Below are 17,147 nucleotides of genomic sequence, written 5' to 3'. Positions count from 1 at the left end.
AACCTTTTCAGTTATCAGTGACCAGTTAGATTAACACTTTAGATGGCAAAATAGAAACTATACAATCAGTATTGTCTGTAAATAAGAACAACCTATGGAGATTGAATCAACTAAAGTTACTCCCGAAGAAATTGCCCAGTTTCGCGCTGAATTGGCAGATAATCTAAGTGCGATCGCTGCTTTAGATGGCGACGATATGCCGATTTATTTTTGCGTTTCTTGAGAAGGTAATAATAATGGAGTTAAGGCAAATTCTATAGCTTGGTCATTAGGCAATCTTCTAATTAAATCTAATTCTACTAATTTGTCAATAATTGGAAGTAATTCACTAAATTCTTGAACTTGCAACTTTTGTAAATCTTCTAAAGTAATATTTTCATCTGATAATTTATCCCTTTCTAGAATTAAATCTATCAACATAAAATCTGCTGGGGTTAATCCTGGCAGACCTCGCATTTGTTGGTCAGCATAAATAAATCCTTCTTCTAAGATTTGAGGTGTAATAGTTTCGGCATTTAATTCAGATGCTTTCTGTAAAATATAGCTACCTAAACGATTTAAATAACGCGGAACACCATTAGATCTCTCACACAACATCTTAGCTGTATCTGGTGTAAAAGGTTTAACTGCTTGGGGATCTTTTACCGAATATTGACAATCTTGAGAACGTACACTGTTAAGGTAATTAACCAGCATTTCATACATAACAGATTGTTCAAGAGGTTCTAATTTAATCGCAAAATCAAATAATCCTCTTTCACTAATTAAAATATCTCTGGTTAAACCCGAAGGATGACCGGTCAAAATAAACCATGCTCCTGATTTTAGCATTCCTTGAGCGTTTAAAAGTAATTGTTTTACAGTTGCAGGATCTTGTTTATCTAAGTCATCAACAGCAATAATCACTCGCTCATATTTTTTTAATGCTCTTTTTAATAAGTCTTCAAAACTAAGTTCAGGAAAGAGTGGTTTATTAATATCAATACTTTTTTCTTTTAATTCTGCACCAATTCCTGCAATTCCAAATTTAGCTGTATTCTCTCGTTGTCTTAAAGGTTGGGCTGAAATTAATCCCATTTGATTTAAGAATTGTTGCGCCCATTCATCTTCTTTCATTTCACGAGCTAAAGCAATTAATGCAATCGTAGCTAAATCTGTATTAGCTGGCAAACTGATATAGGCAGTTAAAGTCTTAGTTGCTTTACGTTTTAGAACATCTAAAATTTCTAAAATAAATGCCGTTTTCCCAATACCAATCAAACCGTAAACTAACAATCTTTTACGCTCTTTTCCTTTTAATAAGCTGAAAACTGGTTTTAATTCTTGACTTCTCCCAGTAAAAACTTTTCTTAACTGCGATTCCCTCAATGTTGAAGCACTTTCAGAAAAAGGAATTTCTGTTATTCCCCATTGAGAATAGATATTATCTAATTCATCCCAAATGCGATCTGCTTCATTCATACAGCTTGTTTCTCCTTAATTTTGGCAAGGCAATTCAGAACTTCTGCTATTTTAGCAATTTCTTGTTCATTATTCAGTTCTTTAAAAATAAAAGTAGCCTTCTTTAATAATTCTTCAGCTTTTTCGACAAAACCAATTTGCAACATGAGTCTTCCTAAACTTGCTTGACAAAAGGCAACACCTCTATCATGTTTTAGATATTCATAAAAGCGCAAAGCATCCCGATAATAAATAGAGGCTTTTTCATGGTTTCCAATTAGGTGATGGGTATGAGCAATTTGATAAATGGTATCAGCACGACTTTTGAGATCGTCAAATTGACGATAAATTTTAAGACTTTTTTCTAAATAAGCTAATCCTTGATACCATTCTCCTCGATCTACTTTAATTTTACCTAATGTTAACCCCATCTCTGCGGCATTCAGGAAATCTCCTGCGGTTTCATATCCTTGTAAAGCGTTTTGATAACACATGACTGCTTGTTTTATATTCTCAGCTTTGTCCCCTCTGATTCTGTTACTGTAAGCTAAGGCAAGATTATTCTGTGTCATTGCCCAATCTTGGGGAAATGCGTCAAAAGTATAAACTTTCAAGGCTTCATTTAAAGTGGCGATCGCCTTTTCTAAATTCTCAGCTTTGTCCCCTCTGATTCTGTTACTGTAAGCTAAGGCAAGATTATTCTGTGTCGCTGCCCATTCTTGGGGAAATGCGTCAAAAGTATAAACTTTCAAGGCTTCATTTAAAGTGGCGATCGCCTTTTCTAAATTGTCGGCTTTCTCCCCTCTGATTCTGGAATAGTAAACAGCAGCGAGATTATTCTGTGTCGCTGCCCATTCTTGAGGAAATGCGTCAAAAGTGAACATAGTTAAGGCTATTTCATAACCCGTGATGGCAATTTCTTTGTGGGTGGCGATGTTACCGAGGGGAAATTGTGCAATTAAGTTACTGAAATTGGCAATAATAAAAGCGATAGAATGGGCTTGTTCTGGCGTGACTTGCGTTAATATCTCTCTCACCCGACTGTCTAGAATTTGCGCTAAATTATCATCCAATTTATCAAGATTTTGCGCCCAGAAGGGATAAATTAATTGAGGATTAGGATTTTCAGAGATTTTTTGTAATGTCTCGATTAAGAAATTGAAGTAGTTAGTTTCTGTATTTATAGAGGAAGAAGAATAGCTTTGTAGCAAATTTCCTGCAATATTCATTAACCGATTCGCATTATTGAGATCGCTTCTTACCCTTAGATTATCCGCTACTTTTAATAATTCTGTCACCAAACTCTGATCCAATAGTTCCCGATTTTCCTGTAATATTCGGGGTTCATCGCCATCATTGCAGGATAATAGCTGATTAATCAGGTTTAGGTAGGCTTGGCTACTTTCTTCGTTCATTGTCTTAATTATGATTGAGGAAAAGGGAGAATAATATAGCGAATCACTGTTCCTATTAAAGCTGTTCCCAAGATGCCGATTAACGTCCAAATCTGGGCTTTCTGAGAGCCTTTTAATTCTTTTGTATCTTCTTTTACCCCTTCAATATCTTTTTCTAAACTATCGACTTTTTCCTCTAATCTTGCCTGTACTATTTTAATATCCATAACATCTTTTTGTAGATTATCCAACTTCTGATTAATTGAACCTAAAATTTCCTTGAGGTCTTGTTCAATAGTAACTGACATCTAATGATTCTCCTAATAATGATAGTTATCAGCATTGTTGTCTATCTTATCTTAAGTGTTTGCCCAACCGAAGCGCCTCATTTTCCCTTGCTGCCTTCCCTCATTGTTGCCCTCCCCCTACCATTATCTCCACTAATCCCCGCTGGGATAATTCTTTATTGTCCTGTAAGATTCGGGTTTCATCGCCTTAATCTAGCTGAAGGCTGACTTAACCCTAACAACAATTTAAGCCAATCCTTTCTCAGCCAACCATTGAGGATTATATAAACGAGATTGATAACGGGACCCACCATCACAAAGAACAGTAACTATGGTGTGGCCCGGTCCCATTTGTTTAGCTAAAGCTACGGCAGCACCGACATTAATACCCACAGAACCCCCCATAAATAAACCATCTTTTTGTAATAGTTGATAAACAACTTTAATGGCAGTGGGATCATCAATTTGAATGGCATCATCTATGGGTGCGCCTTCCATATTAGCCGTAATACGACTATTACCAATTCCTTCAGTAATTGAACTACCTTCCAGGGTAATTGTCCCGGTTTTCACATAACTATATAAACCGCTACCCATCGGATCCGCCACCACACAACGCACCTGGGGATTTTGGTCTTTTAAAAACATCGCCACCCCCGCGTAGGTTCCCCCAGTTCCCGTGGCAGCCACCCAAGCGTCAATTTTACCGTCGGTTTGTTCCCAGATTTCCCGGCCGGTGGTTTCGTAGTGAGCGCGACGATTAGCCAGATTATCGAATTGATTAGCCCAGATAGCATTTTCCATCTCACTGGCCAATCTCCCCGATAATTTAACGTAATTATTGGCATCTCGGTAGGGAACGGCGGGAACAGTACGCACTTCTGCACCAAGGGTTCTCAATAGGTCGATTTTCTCTTGGGATTGGGTATCGGGAATGATAATCAGGCATTTATAACCTTTAGCATTGCAGATATGGGCCAAACCGATGCCAGTATTGCCGGCGGTTCCTTCGACAACGGTTCCCCCCGGTTGGAGAGTACCGGCTTTTTCCGCTTCTTGAATAATATATAAAGCGGCCCGATCCTTGACCGAACCACCGGGGTTAAGAAATTCGGCCTTACCGAGAATCTCGCAGCCGGTTTCCTCGCTAAAACTATTGAGACGAATTAGGGGAGTATTACCCACCGCATCGACGAAACCATTTTTAATATCCATAATCTGTTATTTTTCGTGCTGTTCCTAGGCTGAGACGATTTTTTGTACTAGGGGATGACGCACCACATCGGCCCGCGATAGGTAAGAAAAAGCGATCCCTTCTACTGATTTTAGGATTTTTTGAGCGGCAATTAACCCCGATTCTTGTTGTTGCGGTAAATCGGTTTGGGTGACATCTCCGGTTACTACCATGCGCAAACCGAATCCCAAGCGAGTTAAGACCATCAATGCGATCGCACTTTCTCCACTGGGGAATTGAATCGTTGGTCAATTTCTACCACTTTAGCAAAATTGTTGTCTTAGCTGGAAATATTGATTAAATTGGAAGTTTTTAGCTGTTATTAGTTACTTAACCTAATATAGTGGTGGCATTCTGTAAGGAGTCCCACCGTGACTAACAATTCCCTCGATCCTTTGAATATTGGCAATACGATTAATACTGCCCTCCGTCTTTATCGTGATCGCTTCCCAACTTATGTATTCTTTGCTGTCCGCGCCTGTTTGTGGTCGCTTCTTCCCTTAGTTTTGCAATTAATTCTCAGTCAATTACTTTATCAAACAATTACCCCCGAACAAGGCAGCGATATGGGTTTACGTTTATTTATTTTCCCGATACAAATTTTCTCGGCTGCTAAGTATCTTTTCAATAATGCGGTTATCTCACGATTAGCTTTTCAAGACATCATTTATCAGCCAGAAACTGCCGGACAAGCGGAAAAAAAAGTTAAGCCTAAAATGTGGCGCTTGTGGTGGATGCAGGTTTTGATCGGTTTGTTAGGAGCGGCAATAATCTTGCCGATAATGCTGCCTCTGATGCTAGTCAGTTTTATCCCCATCCTTGGTGTATTGCTTATTTTACTGGCTTCTTTCTGTCTTCCTTTTTTCTTCCTTTGGTTATCTGCTCGCATTTGCATTGCCGAATTGCCCTTAATAATTGAAGATAATTTAGGCAGTTGGCAAGCAATCAAGAGAGCTTGGCATTTAACTAAAAACTCGGCGTGGAGAATTGTGGGAGTGATATTTATTGCCAGTTTATTAATTATTCCAGTTTATCTTCTGTCAGTAGCTTTGGCTTCAATTCCCCTTTGGGTTAATTTTTCCTCTTTTTATAGTAGTTTGGAATCGGTAGAGGACTGGCAAACGCTCACGGAAAATCCTCTTTTTTTCCGACAAATGGCGATGTTTTCCTATGGTATGATTACTGTTTTTGTACTTCTGAATATTTTATTAGTTCCTTTTTGGCAATCTCTCAAAAGTGTGATCTATAATCATCTTTTAGACCAGAAAAAAAATGATGGGGGAGAATACTAATAACTGAGCGGCTGTTGGTGTATCTAAATTACTTGTTAAGACTGTCTATGAGCAGGGGGTGGGGTAGTGGGGAGAGGGGAGAAAAAAGCTGACTCCTGAATTCTGTCTCCTCAATAATGACTTCTAACCCAATGGTAGATGTGGGACTATCTCAACAATCGGTTATTTTTCGTGCTGTTCGTAGGCTGAGACGATTTTTTGTACTAGGGGATGACGCACCACATCGGCCCGGGATAGGTAACAAAAAGCAATCCCTTCTACTGATTTGAGGATTTTTTGAGCGGCAATTAACCCCGATTCCTGTTGTTGGGGTAAATCGGTTTGGGTGACATCTCCAGTTACTACCATGCGCGAACCGAATCCCAAGCGAGTTAAGACCATTTTTAACTGTGCTGGGGTGGTATTTTGGGCCTCATCAACGATAACAAAAGCATTAGCTAGGGTTCGTCCCCGCATATAAGCTAAGGGTGCGATTTCGATTTTACCCCGTTCCATCAGGTCGGGAATTTTGGCCGCTTCGATAAATTCGTATAAAGCATCGTAGAGGGGACGCAAAAAAGGATCGACTTTTTGCTGTAAATCCCCCGGGAGAAAGCCTAATTTTTCCCCCGCTTCCACGGCTGGCCGGGTGAGGATAATCCGTTCTACTTTATCTTCTAATAAAGCCTGTACGGCCAAAACGGCGGCTAAAAAGGTTTTCCCCGTGCCGGCAGGTCCAATACAAAAGGTGATATCGTGACTTTGAATCGCTTGAATATATTGACGCTGACGGAAGGTTTTCGCCCGAATTAGCTCCCCGCGACGGGTACGGGCGAGAATATCCTGCTGTAGTTCTTTATACTCGCTAGAACGCCCCGTATCGAGGGCATGGATAGCGGTCATAATATCGGCTTCGGCGATTAACTTGGCCTCTTGCCATAAAATACTTAAGGAGCGCACAATCGCTGTGGCACGCTCCACCGGGGTTGGTTGTCCCGCAATCCGCAATTCCATGCCTCTGAGGACTAAATTCGCCCCAGTTTGCCTGGCTATCAATTTGAGGTTAGCTTCTTGATGACCCGCTAAAGCGATCGCACTTTCTGAACTGGGGAATTGAATCGTTTGCCAAGTTTCCGTCATGCTCGGGGCTAAATTATCCTTTGGCTGTTTCTACCACTTTAGCAAAAGCGACGGGATCGAGGACGGCTAATTGGGCTAACATTTTCCGATTGAGGAGGATATTAGCTTTCTTTAATTGTCCGGTTAGTTGGCTGTAACTGATGCCCTGTTGACGAGCAGCCGCGTTAATGCGGGTAATCCAAAGACGACGAAAATCGCGTTTACGTTTGCGACGGTCTCTATAGGCATTCCGCAAGGCCTTCATTACCTGTTGGTTAGCGGTACGGAATAAGCGCGAGTGGGAACCGCGAAAACCTTTGGCTAATTTGAGAACTTTTTTGCGTCGCTTGCGGGCGACATTCCCCCGTTTTACTCTAGACATGATAATCCTTTAGACAATTTTTCTGGAAAATTTACAAATAGGGCAACATTAAGCGCACTTCCTTCTCGTCGCGCTCGTCCACTAGGGTAATCTGGGACAAACGACGGCGCTTGCGTTCGGCACTCTTATGATCGAGTAGATGATTTTTGAAGGCTTTGCGACGTTTGATTTTTTTGCCGCTTCCCGTGGCCTCAAATCGTTTGGCCGCCGCCTTTCGCGTTTTTAGCTTGGGCATAAACTCCCTTTTATTAAATCGACACAATCACTAATAATATCACAAATAGAGGACTTTGGGCAAGAAGTGGCCCCAAGATTGCTGCGCTTATCCCCACTTTGGCCTGGTTCATGCTTGGGAATTAAATCAATCGGGAATTTTCCCCTTCCTTTCGATCGAATCGCTAAGATCCAGATAATGTCTCGCGTTAACACGCATCTGGAGAAGTTATGGCTAAAACCCTACTAGAACAATTACGCCAATTTACAGTGGTTGTTGCCGATACCGGCGATATCCAAGCGATCGAAGCTTTTACCCCCCAGGATACCACCACTAACCCCTCCCTGATTACGGCCGCGGCCCAAATGCCCCCATATCGGCCGATTGTCGATCAAACCCTGCAAGCGGCCAGAAAAGAATTGGGAAAGCAGGCCACCCCGGAAGATGTGGCCACATTAGCTTTTGATCGCCTAGCCATCGGTTTTGGTCTGCAAATCCTGCAAATCGTCCCCGGCCGCGTCTCCACCGAAGTAGATGCCCGTCTTTCCTACGATACCCAAGCTACCATCGACAAGGCCCGTTATCTCATTTCCCAGTATGAACAAGCGGGTATCTCTAGAGAAAGAGTCTTAATTAAGATTGCCTCGACTTGGGAAGGGATTAAAGCCGCAGAAGTCCTCGAAAAAGAGGGAATTCACTGTAATTTAACCCTATTATTCGGTTTTCATCAGGCGATTGCCTGTGCGGAAGCGGGAGTAACCTTAATTTCTCCCTTTGTCGGTCGGATTCTCGATTGGTATAAAAAAGAAACTGGTAAAGACTACGTTGGCGCTGAAGATCCAGGAGTCCAATCCGTTACCCAGATCTATAACTACTATAAAAAGTTTGGCTATAAAACCGAAGTTATGGGGGCAAGTTTCCGCAATATCGGCGAAATTTGCGAGTTAGCCGGTTGTGATCTTTTAACCATTTCCCCGAAACTTCTCGAACAATTGCAAGGGACAGAAGCCGATTTACCCCGTAAGCTCGATCCAGACCAGGCCGCAACCCTTGATCTGGTCAAAATTGCCATGGATCAAGCGACTTTTGCGAAAATGCACGCCGAAGATGCCATGGCTTCCGAAAAACTAACGGAAGGTATTCAAGGTTTTACCAAAGCTTTAGAATTATTGGAACAATTGCTGATTCAACGTTTAACCCAGTTGGAAGGTCAGTCAACCCTCGAACACGCCGCCGAAGATATTTTCCGAGTCTATGATCATGATGGGGATGGTTTCATCACCCGGGAAGAATGGGCGGGAACCGATGCGGTATTCGATGCGATCGATATTAACCATGATGGCAGAATTTCTCCCGATGAGATCGCTGTCGGTTTGGGTGCGGCTTTTCGTTTAGTGGAAGCTTGACTCTCCCCCGCTAAACCGCGCGAGCGGTTTAGCGTGGGATTCTTGGTTCATCTGCTCTTGACTAGATCAAACAGGTTTAACTGAACGACCCCCAACCGACCGCCTACGCGAGCGTTTTCTAACACGGTCAGTCCGACCGCGTTTTTTCCTCGGTTCTCGATTACCTTTGCTGATGCCGTATCTCTCGGTTCAATGTGGCCGCAAGAATCACACCGGTGAACTCTTTCCGATAACGCTTTTTTGCCAGTAATTGCGCCACAATTCGGACACTCCTGGGAAGTTCCGTTTTTATCGACTTTAAGATAATATTTTCCCCGTTTCCAAGCGACAAACGGTAGTATCTCGTTAATAAAACTACCGATGCCCGAATCCAGAGATTGTTTTCTAACGATCCCTCTAGACCAGGAAATGAAGTTAATATCTTCGACAAAGATATTATCAGCAAGATCACCAAGATCATGAGCTAGTTTAAAGTGCCAATCTCTGCGAGTATTAGACACTTTTTCGTGTAATCTTGCTATCTTCTCTTGGAGTTTTAACCAATTGTTTGAGCCTTTGACTTGATGTTTCAAGCGTCTTTGTAGCAATTTAAGCTGACTCTGTACTTTTAACAAAAATCGAGGGGCTTTGATTAAATCTCCCCGTGAAGTAGCGACAAAACTCTCAATCCCCGCGTCAATTCCTAAACAGGTTTTCCCAACTGTCATATCGGGAACTAATTCCGTAGATTGGAAGGAAACCGAAACGTAAAATCCCGACGCTTTTTGGATAATTCGAGCTTGTTTAGGCTCGAACCAGGGCGGGTACTTTCTGGATTTCCTAATCCGAATTTTTCCCAATTGTGGAAAATTTAAGTATTCGTCACCTAGAAAGCTTTTTGAGAGCGCGGGGAAAACAAAACTTCGCATCTTTTTCTTAAATCTAGGAAAGCCGAAGCCTTTCGATTTTATCTGGTCAAAAGCTTTATCTACAGTTTTTAAGACTTGCTGTAAGACTTGAGCGTTAATCGTCTTTAATATCGGGTAAACTTTTTTAGCTTCCGTTATATTTTTAGCTTGAACGAAGTAATTTGGATAGGGTTCATCCGCAGGAATTATGTACTCGGAAACTAACGAACAGCGATCCGCAAGACACTTTCGAGAGTTTAACCAATCTTTCCGTTCTGAAAGAGCGTAATTATAAACGCTTTTGCAAACATCAAGAATGTGGATTATCTCCCGTTCCTGTTGTCTGTTTACCTTTAGTTTGTACTGGTAGGTAAGCGTTATCACTGTCTTTCGTGAGCGTGATGTATAGTTAAATGGCTCTTCTAGGTTCTGTGTGATCAGTTTAACTTACATAGGATCGATCTTTGTGTCCTCTGTGTCTCTGTGGTTCCTTCCACTCCCTCGCTAGAAGGAATGTATCTTAGAATACATTTTACCCACCAAACCTGGGAGAGCCGTTAAATTATAACACTTACTGCCTAGGATATCAACTATAGCGGTTCTCACACCTGTGTGGCACAGTTTAACCTTTGCTAATTAAGCTTTTCACCATCGATAATGTATCTCTTGCGAACAGGAAACGCTATAATTACAATCATGGACTAAACTAATCGCTAACCTTAAAACAGTTAGTAGTCGCTTAATTAGACAAGAATTTCCGTATTTGGCGGCCGAGTATTTCGACAACAAACCCTATTTTTGGACGGGAGCTTATTTCGTGGCTAGTTGTGGCGGCGTTACCGTCGAACAACTAAAAAAATACGTCGAGAACCAAAACTCCCGGAAAGTGGAGACCCTACCGCGTTAGTTTCATTCTGGTGGCGATTCATATCCAGTTAACCGCGTAGCGGTTTAACGGGAGTCCTCTCGCGACCTTGAGACAGGGAACTGCTTCTGAATCACCGGGGATTTTTCTAAAATTACTATTTCTAGTGTAGGGGGTCTAAGTGGGTTTTAGCCTAACTGCCCAATCAAACAACAATCTTAAGCTTTATCTCCTCAGTCCTCAACAGTGGTACAATTGCCGTCATAGCTAGGGGTGTCTGGGATAATCAGGCTGAGAAAGACCCTTAGAACCTGAGACTGGGTAATTCCAGCGTAGGGAAGCTGTTTACAGAGGAAATAAAATTATGAGACAAGAATGGGTTGCCCCCCGGCGCGGACAGGCAAATGTATCGCAAATGCACTACGCCCGTCAGGGGATAATTACCGAAGAGATGGCTTATGTGGCAAAACGGGAAAATCTCTCTCCCGAATTGATTCGCAGCGAAATCGCCCGAGGAAGACTGATTATTCCCGCTAATATCAATCACCTCAACCTCGAACCCATGGCGATCGGTATTGCTTCTAAGTGTAAAGTTAATGCTAATATCGGGGCTTCCCCTAACTCCTCGAATATTAACGAAGAACTGGAAAAATTACACCTAGCGGTCAAATACGGCGCGGATACGGTGATGGATCTTTCCACTGGTGGCGGTAATTTGGACGAAATTCGCACCGCGATTATCAATGCTTCTCCCGTCCCCATCGGTACTGTACCCATCTATCAAGCGGTGGAAAGTGTTCACGGCAATATTGAAAAACTCACCGCCGAAGATTTCCTCCACATTATCGAAAAACACGCCCAGCAAGGGGTGGATTACATGACGATTCACGCGGGAATCCTCATCGAACATCTGCCTTTAGTCAAAACTCGTCTGACTGGGATTGTCTCCCGGGGTGGTGGTATTATTGCCAAGTGGATGCTGCACCACCACAAGCAAAATCCTCTCTACACCCATTTCGATGAAATTATCGAGATTTTCAAGCGTTATGACGTTTCTTTTAGTCTTGGTGACTCCCTGCGTCCCGGTTGTACCCACGATGCTTCCGATGCGGCCCAATTAGCGGAATTGAAAACCCTCGGGCAACTGACGCGCCGCGCTTGGGAACACGATGTACAGGTGATGGTGGAAGGACCTGGCCATGTTCCCATGGATCAAATTGAGTTTAATGTGAAAAAACAAATGGAGGAGTGTAGCGAAGCACCTTTCTATGTTCTCGGTCCCCTTGTCACTGATATTGCCCCAGGATACGATCATATCACTTCGGCGATCGGGGCGGCTCTGGCGGGTTGGTACGGGACGGCGATGTTATGTTATGTCACCCCGAAAGAACATCTCGGTTTACCCAACGCTGAAGATGTGCGAAATGGCTTAATTGCCTACAAAATAGCGGCTCATGCGGCAGATATCGCCCGTCATCGTCCCGGGGCGCGCGATCGTGATGACGAACTCTCCATTGCTCGTTATAATTTTGATTGGAATCGTCAATTTCAGTTATCTTTGGATCCCGATCGCGCTAAGGAATACCACGATGAGACTTTACCCGCAGATATCTATAAGACTGCGGAGTTTTGTTCGATGTGTGGACCGAAATTCTGTCCGATGCAAACTAAGGTCGATGCCGATGCAATTACGGAATTAGAGAAGTTTCTCGCTAGTCAGAATCAGGACAATTTAACCCCAGTTTAAAGGGGAGTTATTGGAAGGGCTGACTTGATTTCAGCCCTATTCCTAGGATAAAAGTCAAAATTATGGGAATAGCCGCCATTTTTTTGATTAATTGACCCGTTTTTCTAGATATTGACCGATCATCAATTCTTGACCGGCGCGAGAGATAATCGTTTGTCGGGTGCGATATTGTTGACCGATGAGTTTAATTTCTTCTTCAAAGACAGAACCGGCGTATTCTGTTCTCAGACAGAGAGTAGAGGGGTTAGGAAAGGTATAAATGGCACTAACGGGTTTATCCGTCGCAAATCCCCGATCGCGATAGAGAATATTATCTAAAATACCGAATATAGTGGAACCGTTGGAGGGTTTTTTACTCTGGGGACGGAGATAATTACTTTGCCAAGTCACTTCCGTGCCACCTAATAAGGTTGTATCTTCCAGATTATGTAAACGGGCCAGTTGAATTAATGGTTCGCTGCCTTGGGGTAAATATTTAATCTCGATGGCACTGATAACTTCTTGGGGTTCCGTTTCTTGGGTGAGGGTGTAATAACGTCTCTGGGATTGCCAGCGTCCTTCTGTCTGCTTAAAAAAGGCTAAAGCCAAAGTTTCTAGCGATAATTGGGCGGTTTGAATTAATGTCATAGAAATAAAACCTTTCCTGTTTTTTGGGAGAGCAGATTTGTTATCCTTTGTCAAGAGCTTGCCAGAGAATTGTTACACATCTTAATAGAATTATAAGCTGTTAAGTATTTAAATAGCCAGTTGAGATGAGGCACTCTTGCAAGAGGCAAGAGGCAGGAGATAGGGTGGTCACTGCGTGCGCGTTGCGGGGGGTTTTGGGGTTTTAGGGTTTTAGTTGAAATTCCCCCACTTCCCCACTTCCCACTTCCCCATTTCCCCATTTCCCATTTCCCCATTTCCCACTTCCCCATTTCCCCACTTCCCCAACCCCCTTTTTACCTGTTACTTTTTACCCGATCTGCCCGGTCTTGCTATTGTTAAAAATATAGAACCGCCGAACAAGGTCTCAACTCCGTGCAGTTAAAACAAGTCATCATCGCTCACAAGGCCAACCATCCCCAAAGTAAAGCATGGGCGGAAAAATGCGCTAAACAGTTAGAAGCCCGTCAGTGTAAAGTTTTAATGGGACCCAGTGGCTTTAAAGATAATCCCTATCCGGTATTTTTAGCCTCAGCATCGGGAAAAATCGACCTTGCCATCGTTTTGGGCGGAGATGGAACCATTTTGGCCGCCGCTCGCTATTTAGCTCAGGAAGACATTCCGATTTTAGCGGTGAATGTCGGCGGCCATCTGGGATTTTTAACGGAACCTTTTGAGGTTTTCCAAGATACAGAGACGGTCTGGGAGCGTTTACAATCGGACCACTATGCGGTACAACAACGGATGATGTTAACGGCCAGAATCTATGAAGGGGATAAAAGAAACCCGCAGGCAGTGAGCGAGGCATTTTATGCCCTGAATGAGATGTGTGTGAAACCCGCTAGTATCGATAGGATGCCCACCTCGATCCTGGAAATCGAGGTGGACGGGGAAATAGTAGATCAGTACCAAGGAGACGGTTTATTAGTGGCTACTCCCACGGGGTCCACCTGTTACACCGCTTCCGCTAATGGCCCGATTATACACCCCGGCATGGAAGCGATTGCTGTCACCCCGATTTGTCCCTTGAGTCTCTCCAGTCGGCCGATTGTCATTCCCCCGGCATCCCTGGTCAGTATTTGGCCTCTGGGAGACTACGAATTAAATACTAAACTCTGGATGGATGGCGCTTTGGCCACTTCCATTTGGCCTGGGCAATGGGTGGGAGTTACCAAAGCTGAAAAATTCGCCCAATTTATTATCCTGCGGGAAAGCTATTCTTTTTATCAGACTCTACAGGAAAAATTGCAATGGGCCGGGGCGAGAATTCATTATGATGGCAATCGTCATAATTAGGGTTTGCGGCAAAAAGTTTTTCGTGGGGACAGGGTGTGGCCCCCCCAACCCCCCCGACATCGGGGGGGCAAGTGGGGTGTAGGGTTTTACCGATTTTGAGGGGGTCAATTACCTAATTTTCAGGGAAAAAGTCCCTGAATTTTCCCCCCGATCACTCCAATGGCTGGCACTTTTTGATTTACAAAAACTCTAAAAGTCTTAACCAACAAGGGTTTTACCATTATTCAGCCAGCCCTACTTATAATTACCGAGATGCCAGTAGGGATCGTTAAAGGTTGAGCGGGGTGCAAGGAGCAAAAAGCCCCTTGCACCCCAGCGAATAGAGGGTCAAAAGTTGTCAAAATATTTGACAAAATTGCCACTTTATGGTAAGAAATTGGGTTATTCTTGTCCCGTAAATTTTAAATTTCATCCCATCCAGTTAAGCCAGAAGACATAACATAACTGGTAACGGTTGCTTCAAAAAAGTTCGCTTTGGTGTGGCCTTCTTTTTTGGTATCGGAGAAGCGTTCCAGATGGGTATAGGGACTTTTTTTATACTTTTCTTCCCTGTATAAAGGCTCAAGTCCGATCGCTTTTAGTCGAATATTAGCGAGGTATTTGGTGTACTGTTCGGTACTGTATTCGGTAATACCTAAAATGTCGTTGCCAACAATGTGATTAGTCCAGCGACATTCGTGTTTAACGGCACTATCGAACATCTCATAAATCTGTTCAACGGAATGGGGAAAAATTGCCATGGCTTCGGGAATAAGTTTTTGATACAAACGGACGTGACTTAATTCGTCCCGGTTGATCATTTTGAAAACGTCAGCACTACCGGACATTAGCTGTCGAGAAGCAAGATTATAGAAAAAGATAAAGCCGTTATAAAAATACAAACTCTCCAGTAAATAGTCGGCAAGAAGGGCGATAAAATAGCTTTCAGTAGTTTGTTTGTCGATGTATTGCTGGTAGAGACTAGCAATAAATTCACAGCGATCCCTGAGAACTTTATCGGTGCGCCAAAAGTCATAAACTTCACCTCTGCGATCCGAGGGAATAATGGTTTCAATTAAGTATTGATAACTTTGATTGTGCATGGCTTCTTGGGAAATTTGTTCCGCCATACAAAGACTAATTTCTGGCGCAGTGACGCTACCTTTTAGGTGGGGAATATTACAGGTTTGTACGGAATCAAGAAAAGTTAGATAGGACAAAATACCATCATAAGCATATCTTTCTTCATCGGTAAGATGCCCGTATTCAGTCACGTCTTGAGTGATATCTAAGCGTTGCGGAATCCAGAAATTTTCGCGCATTTGTTGATATAAACCCACCGCCCAGGTGTAGCGGACATCGTTTAATTGCATCAGGTTAGTGGTGTTACCAAACCAGATCGAACGGTTTTCGATCGCATCATCTCCGGCCGGATTGAAGATGGGGGAAATGGGCATCGAATGGCAAGAATTAACTAAATGTAAGGACATGATTACTTGGATATTATGGCACTTTTAGGTTATAGTAGGTTTTCGGTAAAAAGTCAAATGGTTTGATTAGGAATAAATTCAAAATCTAGGGCTTCTGCCAAAGTAAATGGGCAGTCCTTCGGGAATTTATCGAGGTTTATCCCTGTTTCAATAGCGGCTTTTTTTCTGGCTTTGTTATAGCATTTTTTTAAATTTTCTTCTGTTAAAAAAATCTTAAGACTAGGGCTAGTTTCTAAATCTTCTTCGATTCTTTCGCGATGCTCAAAAAGGGTTAATTCCCCGCTTCTGGTTTGTTTTTCTGGCTCTTGTAAGTATTTTAGTAAATGCCATAAAATCACGGTCAGATTGCTTTTTAATGCTTTCTGTTGACTGATAGACATAGATTTGATTTCTTCAATTAAATTCTCTAAATCTAAATCGGAAAACTGGCGATTTTCCAGTAAATTAATTGTTTTCTCTAACCAGAGATAGTAGTCCTTTTCGTATAATTTCTTTTCCATAATTACCCACTTCACTTGCTTTTATACTCTGTCAATATTATTTTGAGATTTCAGGAAACCAATCCTCATTTAAAGCCTGTTCTATAGTGCAAATTGGAGCTAAACTGACCAAATTTTCAGCCATTCCAGATAATTCGATCAAAGAAATACGAGCTTCTTGAAAAGAGTTGTTAAAAATTTCAATTAGATAAGGCTGTAAACTAGGACTATCGGCAATAATTCTTTTTATGGCACGACGGAAATTCCTAATTTCATTTTTCCATCCTCTTTGATTATATTCTAATTCCGACTGCCAGTAAGCTAGTTTCAGCAAATGTTCTAATAACCGAGTTAAATAACTTTCTAAACTTCGTTTCTCACTTTTCCCCATACTACTAATTTCATCAATTAAATTTTCTAAATCCAACTCAGAAAATTGACGATTTTCTAGTAAAGATATGGTTTTATCTAACCAGAGATAGTAATCTTTTTCGTATAAATCACTCTTCATTGCTTAATCCTCTCCGAGAAACTCAGGAAACCAATTTTCATCTAAAATTTGGTCGATTGATCCAATAGGTGTAGCACTTAAAAGTCTTTTATCGATGCCAGAACCTTCGACAAATAGATGGCAAGCATCCTCATAACATGGCTCAAGAATCTCGGTGAGGTAAGATGCTAAGTTTGTATTATAAGTTCCATCCTTTTTGTTGCTAATAATTCTTTTTATTTGAATGCGAAAATTTAAAATCTCACGTCGCCACTTGTTTTTATTGTAATCGCGCTTAGATTGCCAATAAGTTAATTTAAGTAAATGCTCCAAGAGTTTAGTTAGTAAACTCTCTAACTTCTGACGTTCTCTTCTGGACATATCTTTTATTTCATCAATTAAATTTTCTAAATCCAACTCAGAAAACTGGCGATTTTCTAGCAAAGATATGGTTTTATCTAACCAGAGATAGTAATCCTGTTCGTATAAAGTCTTATCCATAGCTGTGATTATATTGATGAA

At 42.1% G+C, this 17,147-nt stretch carries 18 protein-coding genes, 2 pseudogenes and 1 riboswitch; of the genes and pseudogenes, 6 read left to right on the top strand and 14 right to left on the bottom strand.

Annotated elements, in window-relative coordinates:
* The first annotated feature begins 94 nt into the window (after positions 1-94).
* Complete coding sequence (locus B5D77_RS27765) at positions 95-223, top strand: hypothetical protein (protein WP_256386945.1); 129 nt, start codon at positions 95-97, stop codon at positions 221-223.
* On the opposite strand, the gene B5D77_RS16000 is transcribed toward B5D77_RS27765, so the two are convergent.
* From B5D77_RS16000 to B5D77_RS15980, 5 genes and pseudogenes are all read right to left on the bottom strand, one after another.
* Positions 205-1,461: an ATP-binding protein gene (locus B5D77_RS16000; protein ID WP_002775660.1), complete on the bottom strand. Its 1,257-nt coding sequence runs from the start codon at positions 1,459-1,461 to the stop codon at positions 205-207. The genes B5D77_RS27765 and B5D77_RS16000 overlap by 19 nt on opposite strands.
* A complete protein-coding gene (locus B5D77_RS15995) occupies positions 1,458-2,855 on the bottom strand; it encodes a tetratricopeptide repeat protein (RefSeq protein ID WP_106909187.1) in 1,398 nt (465 codons plus the stop codon). The genes B5D77_RS16000 and B5D77_RS15995 overlap by 4 nt, the downstream gene beginning before the upstream one ends.
* 8 nt (positions 2,856-2,863) lie before the next feature.
* The gene (locus B5D77_RS15990) at positions 2,864-3,142 is read right to left on the bottom strand and encodes a hemolysin XhlA family protein (RefSeq protein WP_004162819.1); all 279 of its coding nucleotides are present in this window, start codon (positions 3,140-3,142) and stop codon (positions 2,864-2,866) included.
* A 225-nt stretch (positions 3,143-3,367) separates the two neighbouring features.
* The gene (locus B5D77_RS15985; RefSeq protein WP_002755861.1) at positions 3,368-4,336 is read right to left on the bottom strand and encodes a cysteine synthase A; all 969 of its coding nucleotides are present in this window, start codon (positions 4,334-4,336) and stop codon (positions 3,368-3,370) included.
* Between the two features lie 24 nt (positions 4,337-4,360).
* A pseudogene (locus B5D77_RS15980) lies at positions 4,361-4,561 on the bottom strand (PhoH family protein); the annotation flags it as partial.
* Between the two features lie 165 nt (positions 4,562-4,726).
* Between B5D77_RS15980 and B5D77_RS15975 the strand changes: the two are divergent.
* Positions 4,727-5,647 carry a hypothetical protein gene (locus B5D77_RS15975; RefSeq protein WP_106909186.1) on the top strand — a complete coding sequence of 307 codons (921 nt, stop codon included), beginning with the start codon at positions 4,727-4,729 and terminating at the stop codon, positions 5,645-5,647.
* Positions 5,648-5,809: 162 nt separating this feature from the next.
* Here the strand turns inward: B5D77_RS15975 and B5D77_RS15970 are convergent, their stop codons facing one another.
* Genes B5D77_RS15970 through rpmI form a run of 3 tightly spaced genes read right to left on the bottom strand, consistent with a single transcriptional unit; the run spans position 5,810 to position 7,362 of the window.
* Positions 5,810-6,766: a PhoH family protein gene (locus B5D77_RS15970; RefSeq protein ID WP_002772048.1), complete on the bottom strand. Its 957-nt coding sequence runs from the start codon at positions 6,764-6,766 to the stop codon at positions 5,810-5,812.
* A gap of 13 nt (positions 6,767-6,779) precedes the next feature.
* Positions 6,780-7,127 (bottom strand): 50S ribosomal protein L20, encoded by a 348-nt coding sequence (gene rplT / locus B5D77_RS15965; RefSeq protein WP_002739593.1) that lies wholly within the window; start codon positions 7,125-7,127, stop codon positions 6,780-6,782.
* Positions 7,128-7,158: 31 nt separating this feature from the next.
* Positions 7,159-7,362, bottom strand: coding sequence for a 50S ribosomal protein L35 (rpmI, locus tag B5D77_RS15960; protein WP_002740108.1), 204 nt, complete (start codon positions 7,360-7,362; stop codon positions 7,159-7,161).
* Between the two features lie 209 nt (positions 7,363-7,571).
* Here rpmI and B5D77_RS15955 point away from each other — a divergent pair, with 209 nt between their 5' ends.
* On the top strand, positions 7,572-8,747 hold the full coding sequence (locus tag B5D77_RS15955; protein ID WP_106909185.1) for a transaldolase: 1,176 nt from the start codon (positions 7,572-7,574) through the stop codon (positions 8,745-8,747).
* A 47-nt stretch (positions 8,748-8,794) separates the two neighbouring features.
* Here B5D77_RS15955 and B5D77_RS15950 read toward each other — a convergent pair whose 3' ends face one another.
* Entirely contained in the window at positions 8,795-10,018 is a 1,224-nt protein-coding gene (locus B5D77_RS15950; protein WP_106909184.1) for an RNA-guided endonuclease TnpB family protein, read from the bottom strand.
* A 316-nt stretch (positions 10,019-10,334) separates the two neighbouring features.
* On the opposite strand from B5D77_RS15950, the pseudogene B5D77_RS15945 reads away from it, so the two are divergent.
* Both B5D77_RS15945 and thiC read left to right on the top strand, forming a co-directional pair.
* Positions 10,335-10,541, top strand: a pseudogene (locus tag B5D77_RS15945) (transposase); the annotation flags it as partial.
* 217 nt (positions 10,542-10,758) lie between these two features.
* Positions 10,759-10,855: riboswitch (TPP riboswitch) on the top strand.
* A gap of 8 nt (positions 10,856-10,863) precedes the next feature.
* Complete coding sequence (gene thiC, locus B5D77_RS15940; protein WP_002781074.1) at positions 10,864-12,246, top strand: phosphomethylpyrimidine synthase; 1,383 nt, start codon at positions 10,864-10,866, stop codon at positions 12,244-12,246.
* Positions 12,247-12,333: 87 nt separating this feature from the next.
* On the opposite strand, the gene B5D77_RS15935 is transcribed toward thiC, so the two are convergent.
* Positions 12,334-12,873 (bottom strand): phycobiliprotein lyase, encoded by a 540-nt coding sequence (locus B5D77_RS15935; RefSeq protein ID WP_002738011.1) that lies wholly within the window; start codon positions 12,871-12,873, stop codon positions 12,334-12,336.
* Positions 12,874-13,266: 393 nt separating this feature from the next.
* Here B5D77_RS15935 and B5D77_RS15925 point away from each other — a divergent pair, with 393 nt between their 5' ends.
* Entirely contained in the window at positions 13,267-14,187 is a 921-nt protein-coding gene (locus B5D77_RS15925) for an NAD(+) kinase (protein ID WP_106909182.1), read from the top strand.
* A 401-nt stretch (positions 14,188-14,588) separates the two neighbouring features.
* Here B5D77_RS15925 and B5D77_RS15920 read toward each other — a convergent pair whose 3' ends face one another.
* Genes B5D77_RS15920 through B5D77_RS15905 form a run of 4 tightly spaced genes read right to left on the bottom strand, consistent with a single transcriptional unit; the run spans position 14,589 to position 17,126 of the window.
* Positions 14,589-15,656: a ribonucleotide-diphosphate reductase subunit beta gene (locus tag B5D77_RS15920; RefSeq protein ID WP_172969278.1), complete on the bottom strand. Its 1,068-nt coding sequence runs from the start codon at positions 15,654-15,656 to the stop codon at positions 14,589-14,591.
* 53 nt (positions 15,657-15,709) lie between these two features.
* The gene (locus tag B5D77_RS15915) at positions 15,710-16,156 is read right to left on the bottom strand and encodes a DUF29 domain-containing protein (protein WP_106909180.1); all 447 of its coding nucleotides are present in this window, start codon (positions 16,154-16,156) and stop codon (positions 15,710-15,712) included.
* A gap of 37 nt (positions 16,157-16,193) precedes the next feature.
* Positions 16,194-16,646: a DUF29 domain-containing protein gene (locus B5D77_RS15910; RefSeq protein WP_008206355.1), complete on the bottom strand. Its 453-nt coding sequence runs from the start codon at positions 16,644-16,646 to the stop codon at positions 16,194-16,196.
* A 3-nt stretch (positions 16,647-16,649) separates the two neighbouring features.
* Positions 16,650-17,126: a DUF29 domain-containing protein gene (locus tag B5D77_RS15905; protein WP_008206356.1), complete on the bottom strand. Its 477-nt coding sequence runs from the start codon at positions 17,124-17,126 to the stop codon at positions 16,650-16,652.
* Positions 17,127-17,147: the final 21 nt, after the last annotated feature.

The organism is Microcystis sp. MC19 (assembly GCF_003019735.1).
GTDB lineage: Bacteria > Cyanobacteriota > Cyanobacteriia > Cyanobacteriales > Microcystaceae > Microcystis.
This window is presented reverse-complemented; position numbering and strand designations above follow the sequence as displayed.